Source organism: Clostridium sp. (assembly GCF_051654825.1).
In the GTDB taxonomy this organism is placed as follows: Bacteria; Bacillota; Clostridia; order Clostridiales; family Clostridiaceae; genus Clostridium.
On record NZ_JBOFYU010000291.1, the window covers coordinates 23712 to 48514 of the forward strand.

At 31.3% G+C, this 24803-nt stretch carries 26 protein-coding genes; 24 read left to right on the top strand and 2 right to left on the bottom strand.

All coding sequences use genetic code 11. The features are described from left to right. Positions 1–6 precede the first annotated feature (6 nt). On the top strand, positions 7–492 hold the full coding sequence (locus ACRDBA_RS17615) for a hypothetical protein (RefSeq protein WP_438574238.1): 486 nt from the start codon (positions 7–9) through the stop codon (positions 490–492). A 549-nt stretch (positions 493–1041) separates the two neighbouring features. Here the strand turns inward: ACRDBA_RS17615 and ACRDBA_RS17620 are convergent. Then, on the bottom strand, positions 1042–1170 hold the full coding sequence (locus tag ACRDBA_RS17620) for a hypothetical protein (protein ID WP_438574239.1): 129 nt from the start codon (positions 1168–1170) through the stop codon (positions 1042–1044). A 308-nt stretch (positions 1171–1478) separates the two neighbouring features. Between ACRDBA_RS17620 and ACRDBA_RS17625 the strand changes: the two genes are divergently transcribed. From ACRDBA_RS17625 to ACRDBA_RS17665, 9 genes are all read left to right on the top strand, one after another. Continuing rightward, on the top strand, positions 1479–1949 hold the full coding sequence (locus tag ACRDBA_RS17625; protein ID WP_438574240.1) for a DnaJ domain-containing protein: 471 nt from the start codon (positions 1479–1481) through the stop codon (positions 1947–1949). 20 nt (positions 1950–1969) lie between these two features. Then, positions 1970–2350, top strand: a complete 381-nt coding sequence (locus ACRDBA_RS17630; protein WP_438574241.1) for a hypothetical protein — start codon at positions 1970–1972, stop codon at positions 2348–2350. 41 nt (positions 2351–2391) lie between these two features. Then, positions 2392–2721: a hypothetical protein gene (locus ACRDBA_RS17635; protein ID WP_438574242.1), complete on the top strand. Its 330-nt coding sequence runs from the start codon at positions 2392–2394 to the stop codon at positions 2719–2721. 22 nt (positions 2722–2743) lie between these two features. Then, positions 2744–3394, top strand: a complete 651-nt coding sequence (locus ACRDBA_RS17640; protein ID WP_438574243.1) for a hypothetical protein — start codon at positions 2744–2746, stop codon at positions 3392–3394. An 84-nt stretch (positions 3395–3478) separates the two neighbouring features. Beyond that, positions 3479–3601, top strand: a complete 123-nt coding sequence (locus ACRDBA_RS17645) for a hypothetical protein (protein ID WP_438574244.1) — start codon at positions 3479–3481, stop codon at positions 3599–3601. A 1345-nt stretch (positions 3602–4946) separates the two neighbouring features. Next, positions 4947–5348: a hypothetical protein gene (locus tag ACRDBA_RS17650; RefSeq protein ID WP_438574245.1), complete on the top strand. Its 402-nt coding sequence runs from the start codon at positions 4947–4949 to the stop codon at positions 5346–5348. A gap of 8 nt (positions 5349–5356) precedes the next feature. Continuing rightward, a complete protein-coding gene (locus tag ACRDBA_RS17655) occupies positions 5357–6070 on the top strand; it encodes a hypothetical protein (protein ID WP_438574246.1) in 714 nt (237 codons plus the stop codon). A 4-nt stretch (positions 6071–6074) separates the two neighbouring features. Beyond that, positions 6075–7991: a VirD4-like conjugal transfer protein, CD1115 family gene (locus ACRDBA_RS17660; protein ID WP_438574247.1), complete on the top strand. Its 1917-nt coding sequence runs from the start codon at positions 6075–6077 to the stop codon at positions 7989–7991. Positions 7992–8081: 90 nt separating this feature from the next. After that, the gene (locus ACRDBA_RS17665) at positions 8082–8213 is read left to right on the top strand and encodes a hypothetical protein (RefSeq protein WP_438574248.1); all 132 of its coding nucleotides are present in this window, start codon (positions 8082–8084) and stop codon (positions 8211–8213) included. A gap of 52 nt (positions 8214–8265) precedes the next feature. On the opposite strand, the gene ACRDBA_RS17670 is transcribed toward ACRDBA_RS17665, so the two are convergent. Continuing rightward, the gene (locus tag ACRDBA_RS17670; RefSeq protein WP_438574249.1) at positions 8266–8496 is read right to left on the bottom strand and encodes a helix-turn-helix domain-containing protein; all 231 of its coding nucleotides are present in this window, start codon (positions 8494–8496) and stop codon (positions 8266–8268) included. 145 nt (positions 8497–8641) lie between these two features. Between ACRDBA_RS17670 and ACRDBA_RS17675 the strand changes: the two genes are divergently transcribed. From ACRDBA_RS17675 to ACRDBA_RS17740, 14 genes are all read left to right on the top strand, one after another. Then, entirely contained in the window at positions 8642–8785 is a 144-nt protein-coding gene (locus ACRDBA_RS17675; RefSeq protein WP_438574250.1) for a hypothetical protein, read from the top strand. 4 nt (positions 8786–8789) lie between these two features. Beyond that, entirely contained in the window at positions 8790–10586 is a 1797-nt protein-coding gene (locus ACRDBA_RS17680; RefSeq protein ID WP_438574251.1) for a hypothetical protein, read from the top strand. 4 nt (positions 10587–10590) lie between these two features. Beyond that, entirely contained in the window at positions 10591–11496 is a 906-nt protein-coding gene (locus ACRDBA_RS17685) for a hypothetical protein (protein WP_438574252.1), read from the top strand. Continuing rightward, entirely contained in the window at positions 11483–12133 is a 651-nt protein-coding gene (locus tag ACRDBA_RS17690; protein WP_438574253.1) for a hypothetical protein, read from the top strand. The genes ACRDBA_RS17685 and ACRDBA_RS17690 overlap by 14 nt, the downstream gene beginning before the upstream one ends. Next, a complete protein-coding gene (locus ACRDBA_RS17695; protein WP_438574254.1) occupies positions 12130–12948 on the top strand; it encodes a hypothetical protein in 819 nt (272 codons plus the stop codon). The genes ACRDBA_RS17690 and ACRDBA_RS17695 overlap by 4 nt, the downstream gene beginning before the upstream one ends. A 4-nt stretch (positions 12949–12952) precedes the next feature. After that, complete coding sequence (locus tag ACRDBA_RS17700) at positions 12953–14788, top strand: pilus assembly protein CpaF (RefSeq protein ID WP_438574255.1); 1836 nt, start codon at positions 12953–12955, stop codon at positions 14786–14788. Continuing rightward, positions 14778–16790, top strand: a complete 2013-nt coding sequence (locus ACRDBA_RS17705) for a hypothetical protein (RefSeq protein WP_438574256.1) — start codon at positions 14778–14780, stop codon at positions 16788–16790. Before ACRDBA_RS17700 ends, ACRDBA_RS17705 begins: the two co-directional genes overlap by 11 nt. Before the next feature lie 21 nt (positions 16791–16811). Beyond that, complete coding sequence (locus ACRDBA_RS17710) at positions 16812–17228, top strand: hypothetical protein (RefSeq protein WP_438574257.1); 417 nt, start codon at positions 16812–16814, stop codon at positions 17226–17228. A 4-nt stretch (positions 17229–17232) separates the two neighbouring features. Beyond that, positions 17233–17601 carry a hypothetical protein gene (locus ACRDBA_RS17715; RefSeq protein ID WP_438574258.1) on the top strand — a complete coding sequence of 123 codons (369 nt, stop codon included), beginning with the start codon at positions 17233–17235 and terminating at the stop codon, positions 17599–17601. 15 nt (positions 17602–17616) lie between these two features. Further along, on the top strand, positions 17617–18138 hold the full coding sequence (locus ACRDBA_RS17720) for a hypothetical protein (RefSeq protein ID WP_438574259.1): 522 nt from the start codon (positions 17617–17619) through the stop codon (positions 18136–18138). After that, the gene (locus ACRDBA_RS17725) at positions 18125–19078 is read left to right on the top strand and encodes a hypothetical protein (RefSeq protein ID WP_438574260.1); all 954 of its coding nucleotides are present in this window, start codon (positions 18125–18127) and stop codon (positions 19076–19078) included. The genes ACRDBA_RS17720 and ACRDBA_RS17725 overlap by 14 nt, the downstream gene beginning before the upstream one ends. Before the next feature lie 775 nt (positions 19079–19853). Then, the gene (locus ACRDBA_RS17730; protein ID WP_438574261.1) at positions 19854–20450 is read left to right on the top strand and encodes a recombinase family protein; all 597 of its coding nucleotides are present in this window, start codon (positions 19854–19856) and stop codon (positions 20448–20450) included. Between the two features lie 69 nt (positions 20451–20519). Next, entirely contained in the window at positions 20520–21389 is an 870-nt protein-coding gene (locus ACRDBA_RS17735) for a copper amine oxidase N-terminal domain-containing protein (RefSeq protein WP_438574262.1), read from the top strand. Beyond that, a complete protein-coding gene (locus ACRDBA_RS17740) occupies positions 21390–24623 on the top strand; it encodes a DUF5704 domain-containing protein (RefSeq protein ID WP_438574263.1) in 3234 nt (1077 codons plus the stop codon). Positions 24624–24803 lie beyond the last annotated feature (180 nt).

Genomic DNA, 24803 nt, shown 5'->3' on the forward strand with positions numbered 1-24803 from the left:
TAAGTAATGTCTAAGAAGCACCCTAATCAATGTACTATAAGATTTAAGAAAGATGTAGATAAGCGTATTATAGACTTTGCTAGTATGCAAGAGAATTTTTCTGATACTGTTTTATATCTTATAGAAAAAGAAATAGCAGCTAATGGCATGAGGAACTTACAAGAACATATTCCAGGGGTAAGAAATATTCTACCCCCTTTGGAATGTGATGTTGAGAAGAAAGAGCAGCCACGAAAGGAAGAGAGTAAGCCAGTAGTGGAGCAGCCACGAAAGGAAGAGAGTAAGCCAGTAGTGGAGCAGCCACGAAAGGAAGAGAGTAAGCCAGTAGTGGAGCAGCCATCAAAGGAAGAAGATAAGCCAGTAGTGGAGCAGCCATCAAAGGAAGAAGATAAGCCAATGGTAGGACAACTAGGATTTGAAAATAATGAAGATCAAGAAGAAATAGAGGACGATAAAGAAATTGAAATTCCATCAGCATATAGTGATTGGTAAATAAAATGAGAAAGTCTCTATAATAGTATAAATGATATATTTAAATTCATTTTTATTTAGCAAGAGTTGTCCAAGCAAAGATTCAAGCAAAGCCAAAAGAAAAGCACTTTTGACTTTGCTTGAATCTTTTAAAGCTTGTACGAGGGTCTTTTAGGCGTTCCACCTCTTTACTTAGGATCATAGCAGCAACAAAGAACGTTGCACGCTATGATCCTAAGTAAATTCACTCCCTTTAAGACCTTGGGGGTGTCTACCCCAATACCCCGATTGGGGACTCGTCCCCAAACCCCATCTTGCCTTCGGCGACACTCGGCGTGAGCCAAGCCCCTCACCGTATGGTGAGGAGCAGGGCAAAAGTGTAATTAGTTCTCTTTGAAAAGGTAGTATTTTAAAATTTTTTAGAAAGGCACTAAAAAATTTTAAAATGTCCACCTTTGCAAAGCTAAAGCCTTGATACTACTTGATTTTTTGATAAATTCTGATATAATAAAAATAAGTGATACAGCGTATCACCCTTATAAAAGATTCATAAATTTATCTAACTGCGAATTAGATAAATTTAAATAGTAATTCTACGATAATTTTTGCTATGAGAGTTCTTAATAATACTATTGAGAACTCTTTTAGCTTTTTAAGAATGAATTGCTTTATAGCTTTCAAATTCTTATTATCTTTCATACTATCCCCCCCTTTCTACGGAAAGGGGGTTTTTTTCTTCTTTCAAGGGTATCACCCCCTTTATCATTAGTAAGTAAGGGTGTACGCTATATCACTATAATTTATTTTAACATAAATATAAAAATAAGTCAAGCAAATTTGTTGTTTTACTTAAACTAAAAATAAATAAAAAATACTTATATTACTTGTGTATTATAAACAAAGTTGATTTACTTAAACTATTTCGCGCTATCTAGGTTGATTTACTTAAACTAAAATGATATAATAAAGTTAAGTTAAGGGAGCGAGAGACGAAAGGAGAAAAGTAAATGAAATACTTAAAAAATATAAATACATTAGAGGAACTAAAAAAAGAATATAGAAAGTTAGTTATCAAATATCACCCTGACAATGCAGACGGGGACGAGGAGATAATTAAGACTATCAATAATGAGTATGACATACTTTTCAATGAGTTAAAGAATAAACACAATAAATATAAAACACAAGAAATGGCAGATGATTTCAAGGATATTATTAATAAGATTGTAAGGTGCGAAGGAATCAGTATAGAAATCATTGGAAATTGGGTTTGGGTTACAGGCAATACAAAAGAGTACAAAGACATATTAAAAGAAGCAGGATTCTTTTGGGCTAGTAAAAAGGCTGCATGGTATTGGAGGGCTGACAAGTATAAATCAAGTGGCAGAGGAAAGCAAACACTAGATGAAATAAGGGAAAAATACGGAAGTGATAAAGTAAAGACTCAAAAAAATAGAGAGGGACGCTTAACAGCTTAAGCGTCCAAGGAGGGCAAAAGATGAATTTTAGAGAATTAAAATTAGAAGAGGGCAAAAAATACACGATTGTTTTCTATGATGGGCTAACAGGTATTACAACAGCAAAAATTACATTAGTTGATTACTATATATCAAATTACGCACAGTATGAAGAGTGTTTATATTTAGAAGTAAAAATAGGTAGGAAAAGATATATAAGGGAAGTGATTTTTACTCCTAATCAGCCTTTGTTAATCGGTGAGGGGTGGGAAACAATAAATTTTGATTCTCTATATATAGAGGAGGAAAGAAACGGAGTAACACATAAGTACTCAAAAATATTGAGCCAGTCGAAAGAATGGATTGAATGTGCTTATAAGCAGTTAGGAAGTAAGTCACTATTTTATAAAATTTCAAACTAAAGGCTATTACATAGCCTTTAGTTAATAAGGAGGACTAGAGAATGAGAATTTGTTGCAAATGTGGAAAGGCAGTTTTAGAGGAAGGGTATGTATATGAGGGAGGAGAAAAGTATTATTGTGATATGCCATGTTTAAATGAAGATTTTACCCCTGAAGAGTGGGATGAGTTATATATAGATGGTGGAGATAATTACTATACAATGTGGCATACAGTTGAATTTGAGAGTTGTACAGCATACATAGAGCTTGATATTGAAAAAGTAAGAGACCTTTTAAAGGTTTTAGGGTGGGGAGATTTAGAAGATTTTGCTTTAAATTATACATATGACCAAGCAAGACAATTAAAAAAATTAATAAAACTGAACGCCTAAAGGCGTTCAGTAAGGAGGGAAAATGATTCAAGTTTATTTAAATCATGAGAAAAAAGGGATTGAAATTAAGTTTGAAGAAAAGCCTAATAAAGAAATTTTAGAGCATTTAAAGGCTAATGGGTTTAGATGGAGCAAGTATCAAGAGTTATGGTATGCCAAGGATTCAGAAGCTAGGAGAAAATTTATTTCTAGTATTACAGAAGAAGCCATGAAGGATAAAGAATCTTCTAATATTAAATATCCTGAAATAAATATAAATGATATAGAAACTTATATAGTAAGTAAAGAACTTTCAAAAAGAGAAAATGACGGGCATTGGTTATTTAGAACGGAGGAACGGGATCACCAAAAAGAGTTACAAGGATATCTAATGTCTTGTAATCAAGCAATTATAGAGCTATTGCAGGGGATAGAGCATAAGGAAATAGAGTATAGGCTTAAGAAATGGTTACAATCTTATAAGAAAAGATATTATAAATGGTATATTAATCAGTTGTCAGCCAAGGCAAATAATCCAAGTTGGGTTGTTACTGGAAGGTCAGGAAGAAATAAACGTAAGGATGAAAAATATAATAATAGAATGGATACACTTATGAGGGAGTATATAAAGCTAGAAGAAGAGTATAAGACTAAAATAATGTCATTTAAGGGACAAATACATAGATTAGTATAGAAAAATCAATAAAAAAAGTAGCCAAAGAGTTCGCACCTCTAAGGCTACTTAAAACAAAAAAATTGTATTGGAGATAATTGTAACATGATTAGTAAACAAGGTCAAAACATAAATAGAGAGCAACAAAGAGAAAATTTAGGGTTATTTACATTAAGTGTAATGTGTATAGGGTTGTTGATTAAATTAGCACTTTTTATAAATTGGTAGGATGAAAAAGTTTTTGAAAAGAGCCAAGTGTGAGGGAGAGAGGAGAGAGAACCCCAATACTAGATAATATAGAGAGCCGTTTTTTTATGCTAGGCTAGATAAATTCGATGGAGGAAAAAAGTCTAAAGAGCCAAGCGTTTCGGTCGGTCGGATTACTTAAGGCGTAGCATAAAAAATATATAGAATCAAGGGCGACCGGAGGGCGTTTATATACCCTTGATTCTATATAAGGGGAACGAAAGAAAAATGTAGCTTTTAGAAAAGTATTGATAGCAGCAGAGAGTATATAAATACATACTAAAGTAAAAAAACCACAATACACTACAATACAATACAATATAGTGTGTTGTAGTGTATTGTGGTTTTAATTTAAATGCAAAAATTAGTTTACACTACAGTGTAGTGTAAAAATATATAAATTAGGGCATTAAAACATTATAATTGTAGTATGATGTAGTGTAATATAGTTTAATACAATACAAAAATACATAAATTAGATTATTTAAATGCTAGAATTGTAGTTTGATGTAGTTTGATGTAATACAAAATATATAAATCAAGTTATTTAAATGTTAGAATTGTAGTTCGATATAGTATAATGTAGTTCTGTAAATATTTATACATGTTTTAGCAGCTAGAGATATAAAGAGTAGATGCTTAAGGCGTAGATAAAATTATTAAAAAGATTTATTTTGTTTAGCAGGAGTTGTCCAAGCAAAGATTTAATGAAAGCCAAAAGAAAAACACTTTTGACTTTCATTAAATCTTTTAAAGCTTGTACGAGGGTCCTTAGGCGTTCCACCTCTTTAATTAGGACTATAGCAGCAACAAAGAACGTTGTGGCCATAATCCTAATTAAATTCACCCCCTAAAAAGAAAATTTGGGGTAAGTTCAAGAAGAAGAGTATAGGCGTTCCACCTCTTCAATTAGGACTACGGAGCAACAAAGAACGTTGCGCCATATCCCAAATTAAATTCACCCCCTAAAAAGAAAATTTGGGGTAGGTTCAAGGAGGAGAGTATAGGCGTTCCACCTCTTTTCATTTTGATCATACTTACAGCAAAGAGCGTTGTAACTATGGTCAAAAAGAAAATTCACCCCCTATGGATGCCAAATGTTTTCGATTTAGGGGAGTGCTATGTATGGGGGAGGTTAAAAAAAAAGGGACGGGATTTTCTCACTTCGCTCAAAAACCCCGTAGGGCAGGATAAAGAGTGGTTAACACCTACTCTAAAGAGTGCTTACGCACTCAAAAAACTCTGTTAACTACTATATAATTGAATGTTAACTTTGTGCTGTGATATAATTATTTTGTGAATATCAATACGTTAACGGAGGTAGAAAATGGGTGAAACACACGCAAGAGTTTCAGAAGCGTTACATGAGAAAATGAAATCTATATCTAAGCAGAAAGGTACAAAAATCAAAGAGGAATACGATGCAGCACTACAAGAGTACATACAGAGGTTTGAAGAAAAGAAGGTACTTCAAGATTCAGAATTAGAAAAAATGCTAGATGAAAAGTTAGCCAAGGTAGATAGCCATTTATCAAGTATGCTAGGGAGAACAGGACTAGATGCTTCAATGATATTAGTCGGATTGGCATACTTCTTAGAGGATTATTATGAAAAAGATATTGCAGATATATTTAACAGATTAAGAACTGATGGAGTAGATTACTTTACCAATAAGAGTAAAACTTTAAAAAGGGATGATAGATTTAGCACATCAAAATCAGACTTTTAGGAGGTAATATGTCAAATAGTGTTATCGTGATGAAGCATTTAGGAGGAATAAAAGATAAAGGAAAATTAGAAGCACATGCAAAATATGTAGGGTTTAGGTCTAGGGATAAGCAGGAGGAAAAAGGGTTCTTTGGTAGAGATGAGGATCATGCTGATTATAAAGATTTTTTAAAAAGGATAGATGAAAATAAATCTTTAAGGCATCATGCAGCTATAAAAGGACATAAGATGGTATTTTCATTAAGACAGGTAGATTATGATGCTTATAAGAGAAGTGGAAAAGATTATAAAGATTTACTAAGAGAGACATTGAAAAAGTACGAACAAAGTAGAGGGATTAAATTAGATTGGATAGCCAGTATACATGAGTCAGACGGACATCCCCATGTACATGTAATTATTAAAGGCGTGTCCGATATAAAGGGAGAAAGGGGATATAAAAGAATATACTTTAAATTTCCACAGGATATAAATGATATGAAAGAAATAGCAAGAAAAGAATTTGAAAAAGATGTTAAATATCATATACATGAGAAAGTGGAAGTTAGAGAAGCCGTAAAAGATACAAGTAGAGCAATTGCTAATTTTATTAGCAGACTAGAGAAGGAGGGAGGAAAAGAAAAAATAAAGCATAAAAAGGGAAATAGATTTTCTTCTCCAAAAGGAGAAAGGAAAGGGCATGAAGAAAAGACGAGTGAAAATTATAGAGGGGTGGAGAGGTAATAGCATGAAGAAAAAAATTAAAATAGGAATAGCAGCAATAGGGTATTTATTATATTTCATGATTGTTGTACTATTGGTTACAACTGTAAGAGAGTGGATAGAAGTATATACATTAGGAATAAAACATTTTAATAAAGACTATTTTTTGGGGTTAGCATCTATTGAAACTTTTTTAGAGTTTTTAGAGCCTAATATGTATAACTTTTTTGGTTGGTTTGTTATAGGAGTAGGGATCATATCTTTTTGTACTAACACAATCTATAGAAATATGAAAAAGGATAAAAAGTATGTAGATGAAACGGGATATGGTTCTCATGGTACATCAAGATTTCAGACAGTTAAAGAGAAGAATGAGAACTATGGGGATGATAAAATAGGATGGTTTTTAGGGTCAAGTAAAGAGGATAAAGAATATAAGCTAGGAATGGAAGGTTTATATCATCCTGTTAAGGGTGAGTTAAATATGCAAATGACTGTTTTAGGGTCCCCAGGATCAATTAAAACAACAGGGTTCGTATTACCAAACTTATTTCATTTGCCCTATATATATAAAAAGAAGGGGAACGGCGAAATGCCGGACATTATTGTTACAGACCCTAAATCAGAATTATATTGTTTAACAGCTAATTACTTAGAAGAACAAGGGTATGATGTAAGAGTTTTAGATTTTATTCACTTGAAGTATGGAGATACATTAAACTGTATAGAGTTCATGGAGACAGAAAAAGAATTGATGGAGATAAGTGAAGGATATATTTCTAGTGTAGAAGCTTCAACCGGAGGGGGTAAAGGAGACGGCTTTTGGGGAGAACAAGAAGGACAGGCTCTAGGGGCATTAATAGGAGCAATTAAACAGACTAAGCCAAAGGATAAGCATGTTTTTAAAGAGGTCCTTACATTTCTTACAACTGAATTATGTAATGAAGAAGGGGCTATTGATATGTATAAGTCAAGGGAGTATTTTGAGAACAATGTAACAGGAGCAGCCTTGCAATTATGGAGAAACTTTTTATTAATATGTAAAAGTGATAATACGGCAGCTAGTATATTAGGAGGATTAGCAGGCAAATTAAAATATTTTGCGATTGAGGAAGTAAATAATATTACAGCTACTACAACTATAGATATTAGCCAGTTAGGATTAAAAAAAGAAAAGCCAATTGCATTATTTATTTTTATGTCAGATAGTGACAAAACGTTCTCTCCAATTATTAATTTAACAATTAATACTATATTTAAACGATTATATAAAACAGCATATGACCACAAAAATAAATTGCCAAATCCTGTTTATTTTATCATAGAGGAAATGGCGAATATAGGGAAAATATCAGGTATGAAAGAAATGCTAGGGACTATGAGAGGTCGAAGAATATACCCTATGATGATATGGCAGTCATTGGCACAGATGAAAGATGTATATAAGGATGGTTGGGAAAATATTGTATCTCAATGTGATACAAGGGTTTATTTAGGGGTTAATGATACATTTACAGCAGAGTATTGTTCTAAAACATTAGGAAATAAAACGATAAGTGTTAATGGTAAGAGCCAATCTAATAAGGGGTTAATACTTTCTAGTAAATCAAACAGTATAAGTTATACAAGTAGGAAATTGATGTTCCCAGAAGAAGTGATGTCATTAAAGAATACTAAATATATAATTACACAGAGAGCAAACAATCCAGCATTAATTGAGAAGGTTCAATATAAGTACTGGAAAAATAAAAACAGAATATGTGAAGAAAGAGAAATAAAAGAAACAAAATTAATTGAAAGTATTAAGTGTGAAAAGGCTCACGACGATATAAGAAATGGGGAAGTGCGATTAGTGACCAATGGAGATAATGACAGAGATTTTGACAACGATAATGAATATAAACAGGTGTTAAAGAGTAGGGGTACAGCAAGTAGATTTTAGAAATGGATGTTTGAAAGGTCTATAGGAGTATACTGCTATAGACCTTTTTATTATAAACATATAAAAAAGGTGTGTATATGGAGGGGAAACATGACTAATATCAAAGATGTAGCTGAAAAAATCAGTCAACTGTCAGAAGAAGAAAAGTGCAACATAAAAGAAATGATAAAAAAGTTGCAACGATCAGACAAATATAAAAAGCTAAACGCAGAAGATAACTAAAATAAAAAAGATGGTTTTTGTATTATACAAAGACCATCTTTTTTATTTTAAATTATAGAGATTCAATAACGGTAGGAGTTTTAAACATGGGTTCTTGACCAGTAAGAAGCCAATGTTTATCTACTTTATATTTAATACACACTAAATGAATTGTACGTTGAGTAATAGTAGCTTTTCCGAGTTCTAAAATAGAGATTTGTCCTTGGCTTAAAAAAATACTTTTTCCGAACTCATACTGAGTAAGCCCTAGATAGTGTCTTAGTTCTTTTAATCTTATATTCATTGTTATCACCTCTATTAAAAATATTTATATAAACAAATAGCTATTTACGACAAAGTAGTATTATACGACAAATTAATATTGACTACAACGATAATGTCGTATAATATTATAAAGTATAACAAAGTCGTACTACAAGAGGTGAGATATGAACACTGAAACTAAAGAGGTTATTGAGATGCTTACAGAACTAGAAAAAATCGATCAATCAGCTATTAGAACTATTAAAGAACTAGTAAAAACGCTTCACCAAGTGAAGAAGAAAAATAAAATCAAGCTAAATAGGATGTGAAATCATGTGGATTGCATGTTGTTTAAAGTCTAAAATGTCCTTTGAAAAATTAAAGTGTTCATTCGCTGATTCTACAGTAACCTACATAGAGAGTATTGATGTGTTAAGAGATAGCATACTCTACAATGAATACGACTTAGCTATAGTGGATGAAAAAATAGACTATAAAGATGAAGCTATACAACTATTTAAGAAGAAGCAGATAAAAGGATTAATTTTTAGAGGTGATTTTAAAGAGATAGAAGAGAAGGTAAAGCCCTTTTTAGAATTACAGGAAGGAAAGAAAGTAGATAACCAAGATAAACAAGAAGAGGGCAGCGTTAAGGTTGTAAATCGTGAAGTAGAGGTGATAAAAGAAGTACCGGTCATTCAGGAGATTATTAAGGAAAAAGAAGTAGAGGTAATAAAAGAAAGATATAGCAGTATTGCTAGTAAGAGCATAGGTATTATAAATCTTAATGATTGTGCCGGATCAACATTTATAGCTTTAAACTTAGCCAAAATGATTAGTGAGCATGAGATAATTACAACTTTGATGCAAACGCATAAAGGCAAACTCTATGAAAGTTTAGAGTTAGATAAGCAAATAAAAGACTTTTACTCATTTCATCATGGAATATATGAAGGGAAAAGAGTGGAGACAAATAGAAGCAATACATATAAAAATATTTCATTTATTGTACCAAATAATTCATATGATATCCCTGAGTGGCATTATAACCATATGTTGAAATTACTGTATTCACCAGTAAAAAATAGTTTGATTAGTATTATCGACATTGGTAGTGAAATTGAAAATATATATGCACGAGAGATATTAAATGAACTGGATATGATAATAGGAGTCGTAGACCCTGAAAATTTAAATGTATCTATTGAAGTGTTACGAGATTTAAATAAATTGGGTATTCCTATATGGTTTGTATTTAATAGATGTAATCCATCATGCCGTATTGATAAGTTTATTGAACAATACAAGATACAACAGGATTACATTATTAAGTTACAAGAATTAGAAGATGAAGGAGAAGAATTTGCATACAGTATCACGGTTAATAAAGAGATTTTTGATACTAAGTTCTTAAAAGTAGTAAAAGAAATAACTCCTAACAATATCTTAAATAAGCAATTAGATTTAGAAGTAGCCACTAATAGAAGAGAAAATGTAAAAACACAATATATTACATTATCAAATGCAGTTATAGGCGTAATTGGATCAGAAAGTGGAGTTGGAGTAACACATAATGCTTTGGCACTTGCTAATATCTTAGTAAAAGAATTTAAGGTGGCAGTATTAGAAGTAAATAGTAAATCATTAAGATTTATTCATCAAGCGTTAGACGAATCCAAAAGAAATCAATTTAGCTATAAGGGAGTTGATTATTACTACAACTTAGATATAGCAGACTTTTTAATTCAATATAAGCCACAATACGAATTTTTAATAATAGATTTTGGAGCGTTTGATGAATGTATTGGATTTGAAGAATTTATAAGGTGTGACAGACAATATATTGTAGGTCATGCTATTGATTGGAAAGTACATAAACTATTAAATTTCCATAGTAAGAATAAAGAATTTGATAAAAAAAATAATTGGATGTACATAGTTCCTTTTTTAGAAAAAGAAATGTTATCAGATTTAAAAAATGATATTAAAAATCCTATTCTAAGCATTGGAACTATAAGCAATCCATTTATTATAGATAATTCTATAGAAAGACTGTACAAAGGTACATTAGGAATGAAAGAAGAAAGAAAAAAGAAATTTGATGTATTTAAGATATTTAGGAAGGAGTGATGACATGGGGTTTGTGAAATCTCATAATAGAAAGAAAAAGAAGGTTGTTACAGCAGGAATTATAGCAGGTGTAGGTATTCTTGTGGCAACAGGGGTTGGAGGAGTAGCATATATTAATGTGAAAAATACAGAGGTAATTAAAGAATATGAAGCTGAAATTGAGTCTTTACAAAAAGAAGTTGCAAGAGTTGTTACATATTTACCTCTTAGTAATTTAAAGTATGGTACCAAACTTGAAAAAGAAATGTTTGAAAAGGTTGAAATAGTAAGTAGTGTAGCTACTGATAAGTATATCAATGAAGAAGATTTTGGGAAATATGCTAGTACTAACTTAGTACAAGGGGTGCCGGTAATGAAACATATGGTATCTAAAGATGAAATTAAGGATTCTACAAGGGAAGAAGAGTTTAATATGATCTATCTTCCAAGAAATCTACAGCAAGGACAGTATGTAGATGTAAGAATAAGATTCCCTAATGGTGAGGATTATATTGTCTTACCAAAGAAAAAGATACAGGAAGTGGATAAAGAAAGAAACATTATATATTGTCATTTAGATGCAGAGGAGATATTAAGAGTTAGTAGTGGTATTGTAGATGCTTATTTAGTAAAGGGAGCCATGTTATATACAGTAACTTATGTAGATGGTGGTCAATCACCATCACAGGTAACATATATTCCTAATAGAGAGGTTATAGATATCATCGAGAGGGACCCGAATATAATTGAAAAAGCATCAAATGAATTAGCAAGAAGCTTAAGAGAGTCTTTAGATAAACGTATTGAAATTATGCCGGAAGTGGTTTATGAGCCTATCACTTATAATGATGTGTTTGTAGAGTATGAGGAAGCTCAAGAAGATAGCAATGTTTCAGGAGAGAGCGAGGTATTGCCAAATGACTTCTATTAAAAGGATAGGATTTTTTGGAAAAGATACAGAAGATATTATGATTTATCTTGCAACTTTTTTAAAAAAGCTAGACAAATCGGTTAGCATGATAGATTTAACAGGTGATCTTAAGTTCTATTTTGAAGATGATGGACAAGAAGTAATAACATTAAATGATATAGATATATTCTTTAATGAAGAACATTTTCAAGAGCAAGAGTATGATTTAATTTTAATAAATTTTGGATATGATAATCAATTTAAATCACAACTGTTTGAGACAGATTTAAATTTTATGGTTACAGATATTCAAAAGAAGAGTATTTTGCAGTTGAAAGAAATGCTTGATAAACAGCAGATACTAAGAGAATATATAAAGGTTTTTAGAGACATTGTAGATACTAAGATTACAAAAGAATACTTAGATTTAATCTTAGGATCAACGCATAATACTATAGAAGAGTATTTTCTCTATCTAAATAGTAATGAACTTGAAAATAAAATAAAACTACAATATTACAATGAAGTAGATTTCAAAACTTTACCTCAGGGATTTAAGCAAATGCTAAGAGGAGTAGTTGAAAAGATTGAATTTGAACAGGACCCTAAAATCTTAGCCAAAAAAATTAAAAAAATAGAGAGGGGTAAAGAGTTATGATAGTTACTTTTATAAGTGAAGCAATGGGACAAACAAGTGTTACAAGTAATGTTACAGCAAGTGCAATTACGATGGCTTTAAAATATACCATGAAAATAGGTGTTATGGACACACAGGCAAAATTTAATCGTTTAGAAAGAATGCTTTTAGAAAAGGATTTTGTAGAGAATGAACTTAAGAATATATCCAATGCAAATATAGATACATTCTTAAGAGAGTTACAGTATGGTTCAGATCAAAAAGCTAATGACTTTACATTAAATATTTTGAATGGTCGATTAGACTTGTTACCATCTACAAGGCAAAATAACGGTGAAATATTTGTTAATACAATAAGTGATAGAATAGGGAGTTTAGTAGAAAGTGTAAATAGATACTATGATGTAACACTTATAGACATGCACCATACTAACTTAATGTATCAAAAATATCTACTGGATAGTAGTGATGTGATTGTAGTTAATATCAATCAAAATATAGAAGTTCTTGATAAGACATTTAATAGTCCAAAATTGAAAGACTATGAAGATAAGATGGTTTATGTAATTGGGAACTATGAAGAAAAATCTAAGTACAATATCAAAAATATTAAGAGACGTTATGGGGTTAAAAATGTAATAGCAGCAGTACCACATAATGCTCAATTTATGGATAGTTGCAATGATAGTAAGGTAATAGACTTCTTCTTGAAAAATATTAAGGCTACTAAAAAGGATGAAAATTATTTCTTTATGGATCAGGTAGACAATTTAGTAAAAACTATTCTTACCCATAAAAATATTAATATTAACTTAGCATACAAGCAAGTAGGGTGATTAAATGCTAAATATAATTTTAATTATTTTAATAGTAGCAGTAGCAGGAGTAGGAATATATTTTTATCTAAAGCCTAATAAGGAGCAAGTAGTCGAAGAAGAACAAGAAGAAATATATAAATTTGAGCCGATCTTAGAGTATGTAAAAGAAAGTTTCAATAATATTTTAAAAACCAATCTACATGAAGTAAAAGTATCAAAAGAAGAGTATGAAAAACGATTAAAGAATAAAACAAAGATAAGAACAGCATTGAAAATGTGTGCTTATGGGGATAAGGATTCAAAGGCTTATATTAAAGACCTTATAAAAGATATGCTAATTAATGATTATAAGTTAGATGATGAAAAAATAGAGCGTATTATCCCTTTTGAAGAGATTACAAGTCTAACCGTTCAAGACAAATTTGATATTTTATTATATCTATATAAAAAGCAATATGATAAGGACGCTTTAATAGAGATTTTTAAAAAGTATGGCTTGGATAGGGTAAGAAATGAAAATGGCAATAGTTGTTATTTTGTAACAGCAGAAGAAATACACGATATTTATCGAAAAGAGAAGAAGGTACTGTATTTTGAAGATAAAATAAACATTCTTGTTCAAAGAGTCTATCAATCATATAAAGGTTTTTCTGTTATAGATGAAATACGAGATATGAATATAGATGGTGTTTCAGGAGGAGTATCAGGGATTCCGGCAGAAATGTTTAATAATTTGATGATTAAGGAAGGAACTCCAACAAACTATGAGTCTATTTGGATATTTTTCAAAGGAAAGACAGTACACTTAAGATTCTTAAGCTTTAAGAATGAAAATGACTTGAAAAGGGTATGTAAAAATATTTACAAGTATAACTCCCCAGGGCAGTTATCTGAATCAAATGGATACAAAGTAAATGAAATGAAAGATGGATCACGAGTTGTAGTAGCAAGACCACCATTTTGTGAATCGTGGGTATTCTTTGTAAGAAAGCTAGACAATATTAAGGAAGTTACGATTGAGGAACTTCTAGTAGATGAAAATAAAGAGATACCAATTACAGCAATTAAGTACTTTTTAAAAGGACATAGAAGAATTGCAGTTACGGGACAGCAAGGGACAGGGAAAACTACATTTATAATGAGTGCCGTTAAATTTATTGATAGTAGACTGACTTTACGACTACAAGAAATGGCGTTTGAATTACATCTAAGAAAGCTATATCCATTGAGAAATATAGTTTCATTTAGAGAAACACCTACTATAAGTGGTCAAGAAGGATTGGATTTACAGAAAAAAACAGATGGAGCAGTAAATATACTAGGAGAGATTGCACAGGCCCCTGTTGCAAGTTGGATGATTCAAATGGGACAAGTAGCATCATTATTTACTATCTTTACACACCATGCCATTACAACACGATCTTTAATAGAGTGGACAAGAAATGCACTATTACAATGTGGTGGATTCACAAATGAATTTGTAGCAGAGAAACAGGCTGTAGAAGGAATTAACTTTGATATACATTTAAGTATAACTCCCGAAGGGCATAGATATTTAGAGCGTATCACAGAGGTAGTTCCAGTAGAAGAAGAATACTCACAAGATTATCTAAATGCTACAACACATGAAGAAAGAATGGCAAAATTCATGCAGACGATGGAACAATATTTTACAAGGGTAACTAATCGAAAAACTTTTGAGACAAGAGATATTGTAGTATGGAAAGATGCAAAATATGAATTTGCACACCCGATAAGTCAAAAGAGTATTGCAGCAATAGAGAGTAAATTATCAAAAGAAGATTTAGAGGGGTTTAGAAAATTCCTTAAGGAATGGGAGGGGGATAATGAACACTAATGTATTATTAGCAATACTTATTATATTAATAGTATGTTCAATTTTTTTAATTATATATGTCTTTACTTATGCAAAAAAGAATCCCCGTATAAAGAAAAGCTTAATTAAAAGCTCTCGGAATGATTTTTTCTACAATTCGTATGTAATTTTAAATAAATATACTTTACCTAGTAAGTATCTTTCAAGGATCAGAAGAAGAATAGAGTTAGTTGAGGTTGTAGATAATTGGACAATTTGTAGACGAACTATGCAATTAGCATATATGAGTAGTGGGATTGCAGCAATTTGTTTAATTGTATTACTTCTCTCTTCAAATAGCTTATATTTTATTTTTATTTCAATAGTAATAGTCTATGTAATTCATGAAGAGGTATTTTCATCATTAATTATCAAGGCTGATGATAGGCTGATGAAACAGTTAGAAAAAGCTATAGGAGATATTAGACATTTATATCATCAACATGAAATGGTAGAAGAAGCATTATACGATACGGTGGAGTTATGTGATTATGAAATAGCACAGCATATCAATGAAATGCACCAAGCTTTAATAAGTGATGATATAGATACAGCAATCAATAATTATTATGAGAAAGCACCCAATAAATTCTTGAAAACATTTTTATCTCTTTGCTATACGGTTGTTAAGTTTGGCGATAAAGAAGTAGAGCAGCAATCATTATTTTTAACAAATCTTAATTATTTAAAAGAGGAACTAAACGTTGAAATATTAAAAAGGGAAAAGATAAGAAATAACTTTATGGGATTGAGTTATATTGCTATTGCACCGATATTCCTTGTTAAGTTAATCGAATTATGGGGAATGACCTATATGCCGGAGTTAGAAATTTATTATAAAGGAGCCTATGGACTTATAGCAGATATAATACTATTTCTAACTTCAATTACAGCATACTATGTTGTTGGTAAGCTTAAAAGTCCATATTATGAAGTCAATTATTTTTCATTTATAGAAGAGAAATTATTAAAGATTTCTTTGATAAAAAGGCTTGTAACTAATGTTATGAATAAGAAGTACAATGAGGTACTAAAGATCCAAGCTATGATGAAAACGACAGGAACAAAAGCCAAAGTAGAATATTTCTACCTAAAAAGGATGCTTTATGCAATAAGTGGATTTTTATTAAGTATATTGATAGTAATTAATGCAATTAACATTAATAAAAATAATCTAATCACTTTACCAATAGGATTAGAGGATTACAAAGCTGTTCACAGCGTATATTCAATAGATACGTTGATGAATATAGATAGAACTTATATTTTGGAGTACAAGGGGCAAGAAAATCTTAGTTACGAAAAAATAGAAAAGAAAATTTTAGAGAAAGGAGATATAACGGATAAAAAAGTGGCTAAGGAGTCTGCTGAAAGAATCTTGGGGAAAATTGAAAAATATAATAAGTACTATTTTAAATGGATACATTTAATACTTGCATTTATTGTAGCGTTAATTTTCTATAGTATACCTTATTTGATATTAGCTTTTAGAAAAAAACTAATTGAAATGGCTATGGAAGAGGAGGTATTTCAATTTCATTCAATATTGCTTATGTTAATGCATGTAGAACGAATTACGGTAGATAACATATTAGAATGGTTAGAACAATTCTCTTCAATATTTAAAGATTCTATCAGAAAGTGCATTATGAATTTTGAAGCAGATGATAATAAGGCACTAGAGGAATTGAAGAAAGATGAAAGTTTTACCCCGTTTATACGAGTAGTAGAAAACTTACAATCAGCAAGTGAAAGAATAGGTGTATTACAAGCGTTTGATACTTTGAAAGCAGATCGTATTTATTATTCTGATAAAAGAAAACAAGATAATGAAATTATGATAAGAAATAAAAGTTCAATAGGGAGTATGATCTCTTTTTCACCATTAACATTGTCAGTAATATTATATTTATTAATACCTATGGTACTGTCAAGTATAAACTATTTAAGTGTTTATGTAACACAAATGGAAACTATAATGTAGAAATTAGGAGGAGTTTAAATTATGGATAATTCAATGAAAGCACTAATAATGGGAGCAGGTGTAGTAATTACACTAGCAGTAATTACAATAGGATTTATTATTCTAAATCAAGGGCAAAATACAGCCAAGTTAGCTGTAAGTAAGGTAGATAAAATTAATACAAACATCTTAGAGAGTGAATATACAGTATATGAGGGTATGGAAGTAAGTGGTAATGAAGTTGTATCACTAATTAGCAAATTCAAAAATGATCCTGTTACTATTGAAGTTGTAACTAAAAAATCAACAACAGAGTACAACAATGGTGCAAGTGGAACAGCAAGTGATACAACAGACCCTAAATCTAATAAATACATTAATCCATCCGGTAAATTTAAAGGAAGTGTTACTCGTGATGCAAATGATGTAATAGATAGATTAACATTTACACAACAATAAAGCTATGGAAAATGCGAATAGAGTACTATTAAAGATTTTAGGTGTTTTAGTGTTTATAAGTGCTATTTCATTATACATAAGTATGTTCACTTCATTAAATAGATTATATATAAACTTAAAATACTATAATCAAGAAAGGACTATATCGCAAAAAGAATCCCCACCAAGTATGAAGTATGCTACTGGTGGGGATATACTAAATGCGATATATAAAGGGTTAGAAACAGATATAGAAATAGATGGATATGTATTAAATGCAAATATTGATATAACTAGGATTGATTTATATAAAATAGATTTTAAAGGACAGTATAGAAGAGAAATTGAAATTATAGATGGGAAAGTTAATAAGGTTTATTACTATAAAAATTAAGAAAGGAGAAATAGGATGGGGGCTGATAATGTTTTAAGTAATGTCGTAGCTATAATAGTAGCAGTTGTTATTATGTTTGGCTATCCAATACTAGATAACTTTCAAAGGATAGATGATATTTCCCAAGTCGTTGTATTAAGTGAAACAACTGAATTTGTTGATTCAGTAAGAGCATTAGGTTACATTACTAGAGAAATGTATACAGAGTTCAATGGTCAATTAACAGCTACGGGGAATGTTTATAGAATACAAATGGAGCATTATCGAAAAAAGTATGATCCTATATATGATGAAAGTAATGTATTCCAAGGTTCATATGAAACGAACTACCAATATATTCACAATGATGATATATTACAGAAACTTACAGATGATGGAGTCTATTATTTTTCGCAAGAAGATATGTTTAATGTGAAAGTACATAATATTAATAAAACTGTAGCGACAAGGTTACAAGATATGATATATAAAGGAAATTTTAAAACGGAAAAGATTATAGTGAATTATGGAGGGATGATACGAAATGAAAATAACTGATTTAGCACTTATATTTTTATTTGTAGTCATTCCTTTTTCTTTAACATTAGATTTAAAAATAGATAATATGAAGCTAGGTGAAAAAAAGAGAATAGAATTAAATAGAGCATTAGATACAGCTGTTGATGATGGAGTGTCTCAGCTAATAGAAGTAGGAGGGGACTCCAAGAAGCCTATTATTAATAAGGAAAAAGCAATAGAGACATTTTATGATAGCCTATTTCTTAATTTTAATGCTTTAGAAAATACTACTCAAAAAGGAATACTAGACTCTTATATTCCAGTAATTTGTGTAATAGATCGAGACGGATATTATATATATTCAAGTGAGGAGTTTGAAAAGCAAGGACAGAAAGTAATAGAAAAGGTGTGGCAGCCTAAACAATATTTTACTTATGAAGCTGATGGATATATCTATATGTTTACAATGGATGATTATTTAAGTGTTTATGACAGTAATAATAATAGATTTTATGAAGGAAAAAGAAAGGATTTAGCCCCAGTAGTAGGGACACAAATTCTTAGTGATTTAGAAACATTTGAGAGTACAAGACGTAAATGTATCGTTGATAAGGTGAAGAATGATCTAAATTATTATATTAATAATCATAATACAATGGCTAGACAAATGGGTATAGATTATATGTTTGCTATCCCACAAATTGAGGAAGAAGATTGGTATAACACAGTAGATGATATAGGGATGATGGTATTTTTCCAAGGCTATCCTATAGGCATATCTAATGAAGTGTATAACTATTATGCAATAGGTGGGGCGAGAGTATATAAAGGAGCTAAATATTATTTACAAAATATAGATGGGCTACCATATTATCATAGAGACTCATGTACACTACTGACTAACCGGAGTTACGAAGTCCAAACAAGGCAAGAAGGAGCAAAAAAAGGTTATAGACCATGTAGGGAGTGTATGCCTTGAATAAATATATAAATCAGGGTGTGATACAGCTTTAGATAGCATATCATACCCTTTATTTAAAAGTAGCCAAGGTTATATAATGCAGACTTAAAAGAGCCAAGTGTGAGGGAGAGAGGAAAGAGCACCCTAATACTAGATAGTATAGAGAAACGTTTTTTTATGCTAGGCTAGATAAATTCGACAAGAGAGAAAATATCTAAAGAGCCAAGCGTTTCGGTCGATCGGATTACTTAAGGCATAGCATAAAAAATATATAGAATCAGGGGCGACCGGAGGGCGTTTATATACCCTTGATTCTATATAAGGAGAACGGAAGAGAGATATAGGCGTTCCACCTCTTTACTTAGGGCCACAGCAGCAACAAAGAACGTTGCGCGCCGTGATCCTAAGTAAATTCACCCCCCTTTAGAACCTTGGGGTCGTTTACCCCAATACCCCAATTGGGGACTTGTCCCCAAACCCCACCTTGCCTTCGGCGACACTCGGCGTGAGCCAAGCCCCTCAACCGTATGGTGAGGAGCAGGGCAAAAGTGTATTAGTCATAGCAATTTAACAAGGTAGTATTTAAAAATTTCCTCGGGTTACAAATTTAAATTTTTAAATCTCCACCTTGTTAAATTTGGGATTACTGTTTGATTATAGTTAAACGGTAATTTAAATTAGTTGTTAGAAAGATTGAAAAATAAGGATTCCTAAATTACTGTATACATATTACCGAATATAAATAAGTATGCTATTATTTTTATAACAATATTTAATGGTAAAGGTGATGAAATTGATAAAAGCATATTTAAGAGTAAGTACAGAAAAACAGAAAGAAGTTAGACAGTTAAAAAAGGTAATAGAGGAGTTGGGAGCAGAGAAAGTTTACATAGACAAGATAAGTGGTAAGACAAGACAAAGGGCAGAACTAGAAAGGCTTTTAGAAGAAATAGAGCCAAACGATATTATTTTAGTGCATGAGATAAGTAGACTTGCAAGAAGTATAGTTGACCTTAAATCAATAGTAGACGAAATAGTTAATAAAGGAGCAACTATCAAATTTATAAAGGAGAGTATGACTTTTTCAAGAGGTGAGGAGCAAGACCACTTAAAAGACCTAATGTTCAATATGCTAGGAAGTTTTGCAGAATTTGAAAGGGCTATGATTGTTTCAAGAGTGAAAGAAGGTGTAGCTATTGCAAAGGCAAAAGGAAAGTATAAAGGACGAAAGACGGAGTTATGCAAGGGAGGAAAAGAAGAAATTAGATACAATGCTATTATAAAGGCTTTAGATGATGGGGCAAGTATTGAGGATATAAGACGTACTTATAAGGTAGGAATGGGTCAAATTTATAGGATTAAGAATGAAAAAAAGACTGAAAATAACTAATATAGTTTATTTATTACAACTAACATGGTATAATTAAATAAAAAAGAGGTTGAGAAAAGGAGAGTTTATATGAAAAAGAAATTAGGATTATTAGCATTAAGTCTTATGATGGTGGCTATCCCAGTTCAAGCAAAAGAAAATATTATGGTTACAATAGATAACCAAATTGTGAAGTTTCCAGATGCACAGCCTTTTATGGATAAGAATGATAGGACATTAGTTCCGATAAGGTTTGTAAGTGAAGAATTAGGGGCAAAGGTTGATTGGGACGAGAAAACAAAAACTGTATCAATTAATCAAGATGGAAAAGCTATTGAAATGCAACTTGGAAGTAAACAAATTAAAGTAGATGGTACAGTAAAGCAAATGGATACAACACCAATAAATAAGCAAAATAGAACTTTTGTCCCTTTGCGATTTGTAAGTGAGGGATTAGGGGTAGGGGTTGATTGGTTAAAAGAAGTAAGTACAGTGAAAATTACTACAGGTAAAGAGATTAAAGTAACACATATTGATGAATTAAAAGCAGAGCCAATTTCAAAATATGGAAATGCCTTTGTAAAAGATGGTTATAAAGAAGTGGTAGTTATAAGTAAATCTCAACTTCCTGTTGATGGAGGGGATTATACTATTTACGATATTTCTGTTTCGGGAGATAAGAAAGAAATATATGTTACTCAAAAGCCTAGAGTTGCTACATGGGATTGGACTAATGTATGGTTTAGTGATAAACAAGGGATTAAGAGACGTAGAACTCCATCTACATTTACTAAAAATTCAGATGGTACAGTAACAGCAAAATATAATGTTGTTGCATTATCTGATTATGGGGTTTCAGGGGAAGATTATAAGAATTATAAGATAGAAAATGTAAACTACTTGGTATTTCAAGGAAAAGAAAAGTTATTAGCTATTCCAAGAAGTGAGGTAATTAAATAAATGAGAAAAAAAATAAAAAGAAAGGTTGTAGCAATAACGTTGATAGTCATTATGGCTATTAGCGTTATTGGAGTGTACGGTAAAATGATTTCCAATACAGGGGGAGACCCTTTGAAATTTACTGACTTAGAAGTTAATCCTAATATAGGATATACAGTAGGATTAATGTATTATGATGTTTGGAAACATAATGATGGTACATGGACAAGTGATGGAAAGCCAGGGGAAAGACATTCGGCTGAATATAATTATAGATTAAGATTCCCTAATGATAAGAAAGTGAAAAGAGTTAGTGTATATGAGTTTAATAAGCAAGATTCAAAGCATATGAATATTTGGGACACTACAAGAGGTATAGATTATGTAACTAAAATTGAACCGGCAGTAGGAGAGAATGTAAAGGTAAGTAAGGCGATACCTTCGGGGATAGGAAGTAATCAAGTAAGTATTAAAGTAACAGGAGATGTAACATTAAATGCATCCTATCCTGAAGATCAGACAAAGGATTGGCAAGGGCAGAATGTAGAGGGGCTTAGATATTATATTCCTATCGTTATAGAGGTTGAGTTTGAGCCTACAGATGGAATGTTAGTTGTAAAGCATTTCACCACTAAAGGGCAATCGTTAGCTAGTTATAATTATGATAAAAAAGTTGAGCCATCTAAAGATTATACAATTCCTAAAACAGACATTAATAACATGACATACAAAGGGTTTAGGTTTAAAACAGGGACTCCACCTGATAGTAGTCAACCAATGAAACAAGGTGAAAATGTAACCTTTAAGTATGATGGTAAGGATAAAAATGTGTACATATATTTCTATTATGAGGGGGATGCCCCACCACAGCCACCAACAGGAGGAGGTGACAGTTCGGGGGAGGATTTAGACCCTAGTGTAGCAGCAGTTATACGAGCAGATTACAGGGATAATGAGAAGTTTGAGGTGTTAGATGGAATACCTACTACAGAGGATTTATATGTACAAGTTGATGCAAAAGACTTTTTATATAAGTACAACTTTGAAAATGTTGTAGGAAGTAAGGACTATAACATTACAATATCAAAAACCTATGAATTAAAATGGAAAGTAGATGAAGGATGGTGGTCAACTTCACATTCAGATGATGATAAAGGTAATTGTACCTCTAATTGTGAGGATTATTGGGTGAGTGATTGGGTTTCTTATAGTGATTCACAGACAGTCTCAAAAACTTATACAGTTACAAGAGAGTTCGCATATGGGATTATTAAAGAATTGCAAGTGTATGGGATTGAAAAGTCGATAGTTAATAATTATGCCCTTCCAAATGGTGAAAGTATTACACTATATCCTAGTGGGTATCAAAAGCCGAGTGTTTCTATTAGTGCAGATTCAAGCGAGAGTGCTCATATTAAAGAGCCAGAATTTAGAGAGACTATAACTATGCCAAGCCAAACTATAGATGGTGGAACAAGTAAACCGAGTGTACCTGACGAGGATTGGACAAGCATAGCGGAAGATGAAGTAAAAGAAATACAAGTAAAAAATGATAGATTAGAAGTAAATGGCAGCACTATTTTTGAAGATGGTTGGCAAGAAAAAGAAACGGCAGGACCAAGTAGTTTCCCGACTCCTAATATGATAGATAGAGACGTTCTTTATAAAGATACGCTTACAATAGAAGCTGAAAAAAGAAATAAAGAACTAGCAGAAAGTACAGGAAAGATTTATTATAATTTGATTCAAAGTGTAGGAGGAGGAAGTCAGTTTTTAGAGTATCCTATTGATGGAATTAATCCAGTTACAGTACATACACCAGTTGTATGTTTTCCAAGTGTTTATGACGACAAAAATTTTAATCAGAAAGTTATGCCTAATTTATCTAAGGTAAGTATTATTTTAGATCGCCCTAACACTATTTCACTTCCTACAGTTGGTCAGCATTTAGATATTTTAGGGTATGGGTATCAAGACTATGCAAAATATACCAAGAAGAAACAGGTAAGGTTCCCATTTGATATTTACAAAGGAACAGATCGAGCGACAGGAACATATGTTGAAGCTGATACATGGATAGATATTCCGTTGCCTTATGATAATATGAATTTCTATACGCCTATATGGGTTGATGAAGGTGATTATGAAGTAGAGTTTAGAGCAGTTTCAATCAATGCCCCAAATGATATTTCTTATGAGAAAAATGCCAATTTAGATATGAGGAACTATGTAGCTTATGAAAAAATACCAGTCCAAGTAATAGGCAGATTATATGATTTCAAAGTAACAGATATAGAAGATTATCCAACATGGCAAGATGTGTTTAGGGTAGGGAAAGATACATTAAAGCATACAGGAAATTATTATTGGATAGGCACTAAGGATCAGAATGGAAAAGTAAAAGGAAATAGTAGTGAGTTTACTGTTCCAATTATCAACGGCAGTCATCCGAATAAAGATAATATTGGAGTGCTACCAACGGGCTATAAATTTAAATTTGAGTTAGTAACAATAGGAAATTTATTTAATCCTTATGATTGCATTAATATTACTCCAACATTCTATTATGTTGATAAAAATGGTCAGAATAGACAACAAGTAGATTTATATTATAGTGAGAATATTGAAGGGGAAAATAAAAATTTTGTAAAGGTAGGGAGTTCTACTGATAAAAATAATCCTAAATATATGAGATTAGGAAATGCTGATAGAAACGTTCCTGAAAGTGAGATTAAGGCTACATCACATATCTTAGGCGTTTCAGAAGAATCTTTAAAAAATAATAAAACAAAAATAGGATATTTTAGTCAGATTGTTTTACCTTCGTCAGCAAGAATGTTTATTGGAGATACTTATATGACCCCGACCGGTGTAGACCCAGTTAAAGTGAAGAAGTCGCAGCAGCATTGGTATGGAGAGTATTATATACCAAATAAAGTCTATGTAGTTCCTAAAGACTATGATATGTTTGAATATGCTAAAAAGCAAGGATTAAACGGTAAAGAAAGTTTTTGGCTTAAAGATGGTTATATTATGGTTAATTTCAAAATAGATACAGTTAAGGATCAGCAGTTTAATAATCCTGATTTAAGCTATTATGATGTACCACTAGGCAATATGTGGGATATAGAGGGAGCAATAAAAAGTAAGGTAGATGATAATAATGTTATATTTACTTTTAATCGTGGAGATGTAATTATTTATGATTTAAATAAAAAAGCTAGTAATGATTATAAGAGTGGTGGTACTCATTAGAATATTTTTGCTAATAATACGGAATCAACTGACAATAGTATTTTTTAAACCAATAGTATATTTAAAAAAACACAAAAAAGAGTTATAATGATTGTAAATAACATAATATATTGAAAAATAAAAATATATTATGTTGACAAAATAATTTGATATGTTAAAATAATTAGAAAAGAGGAACAT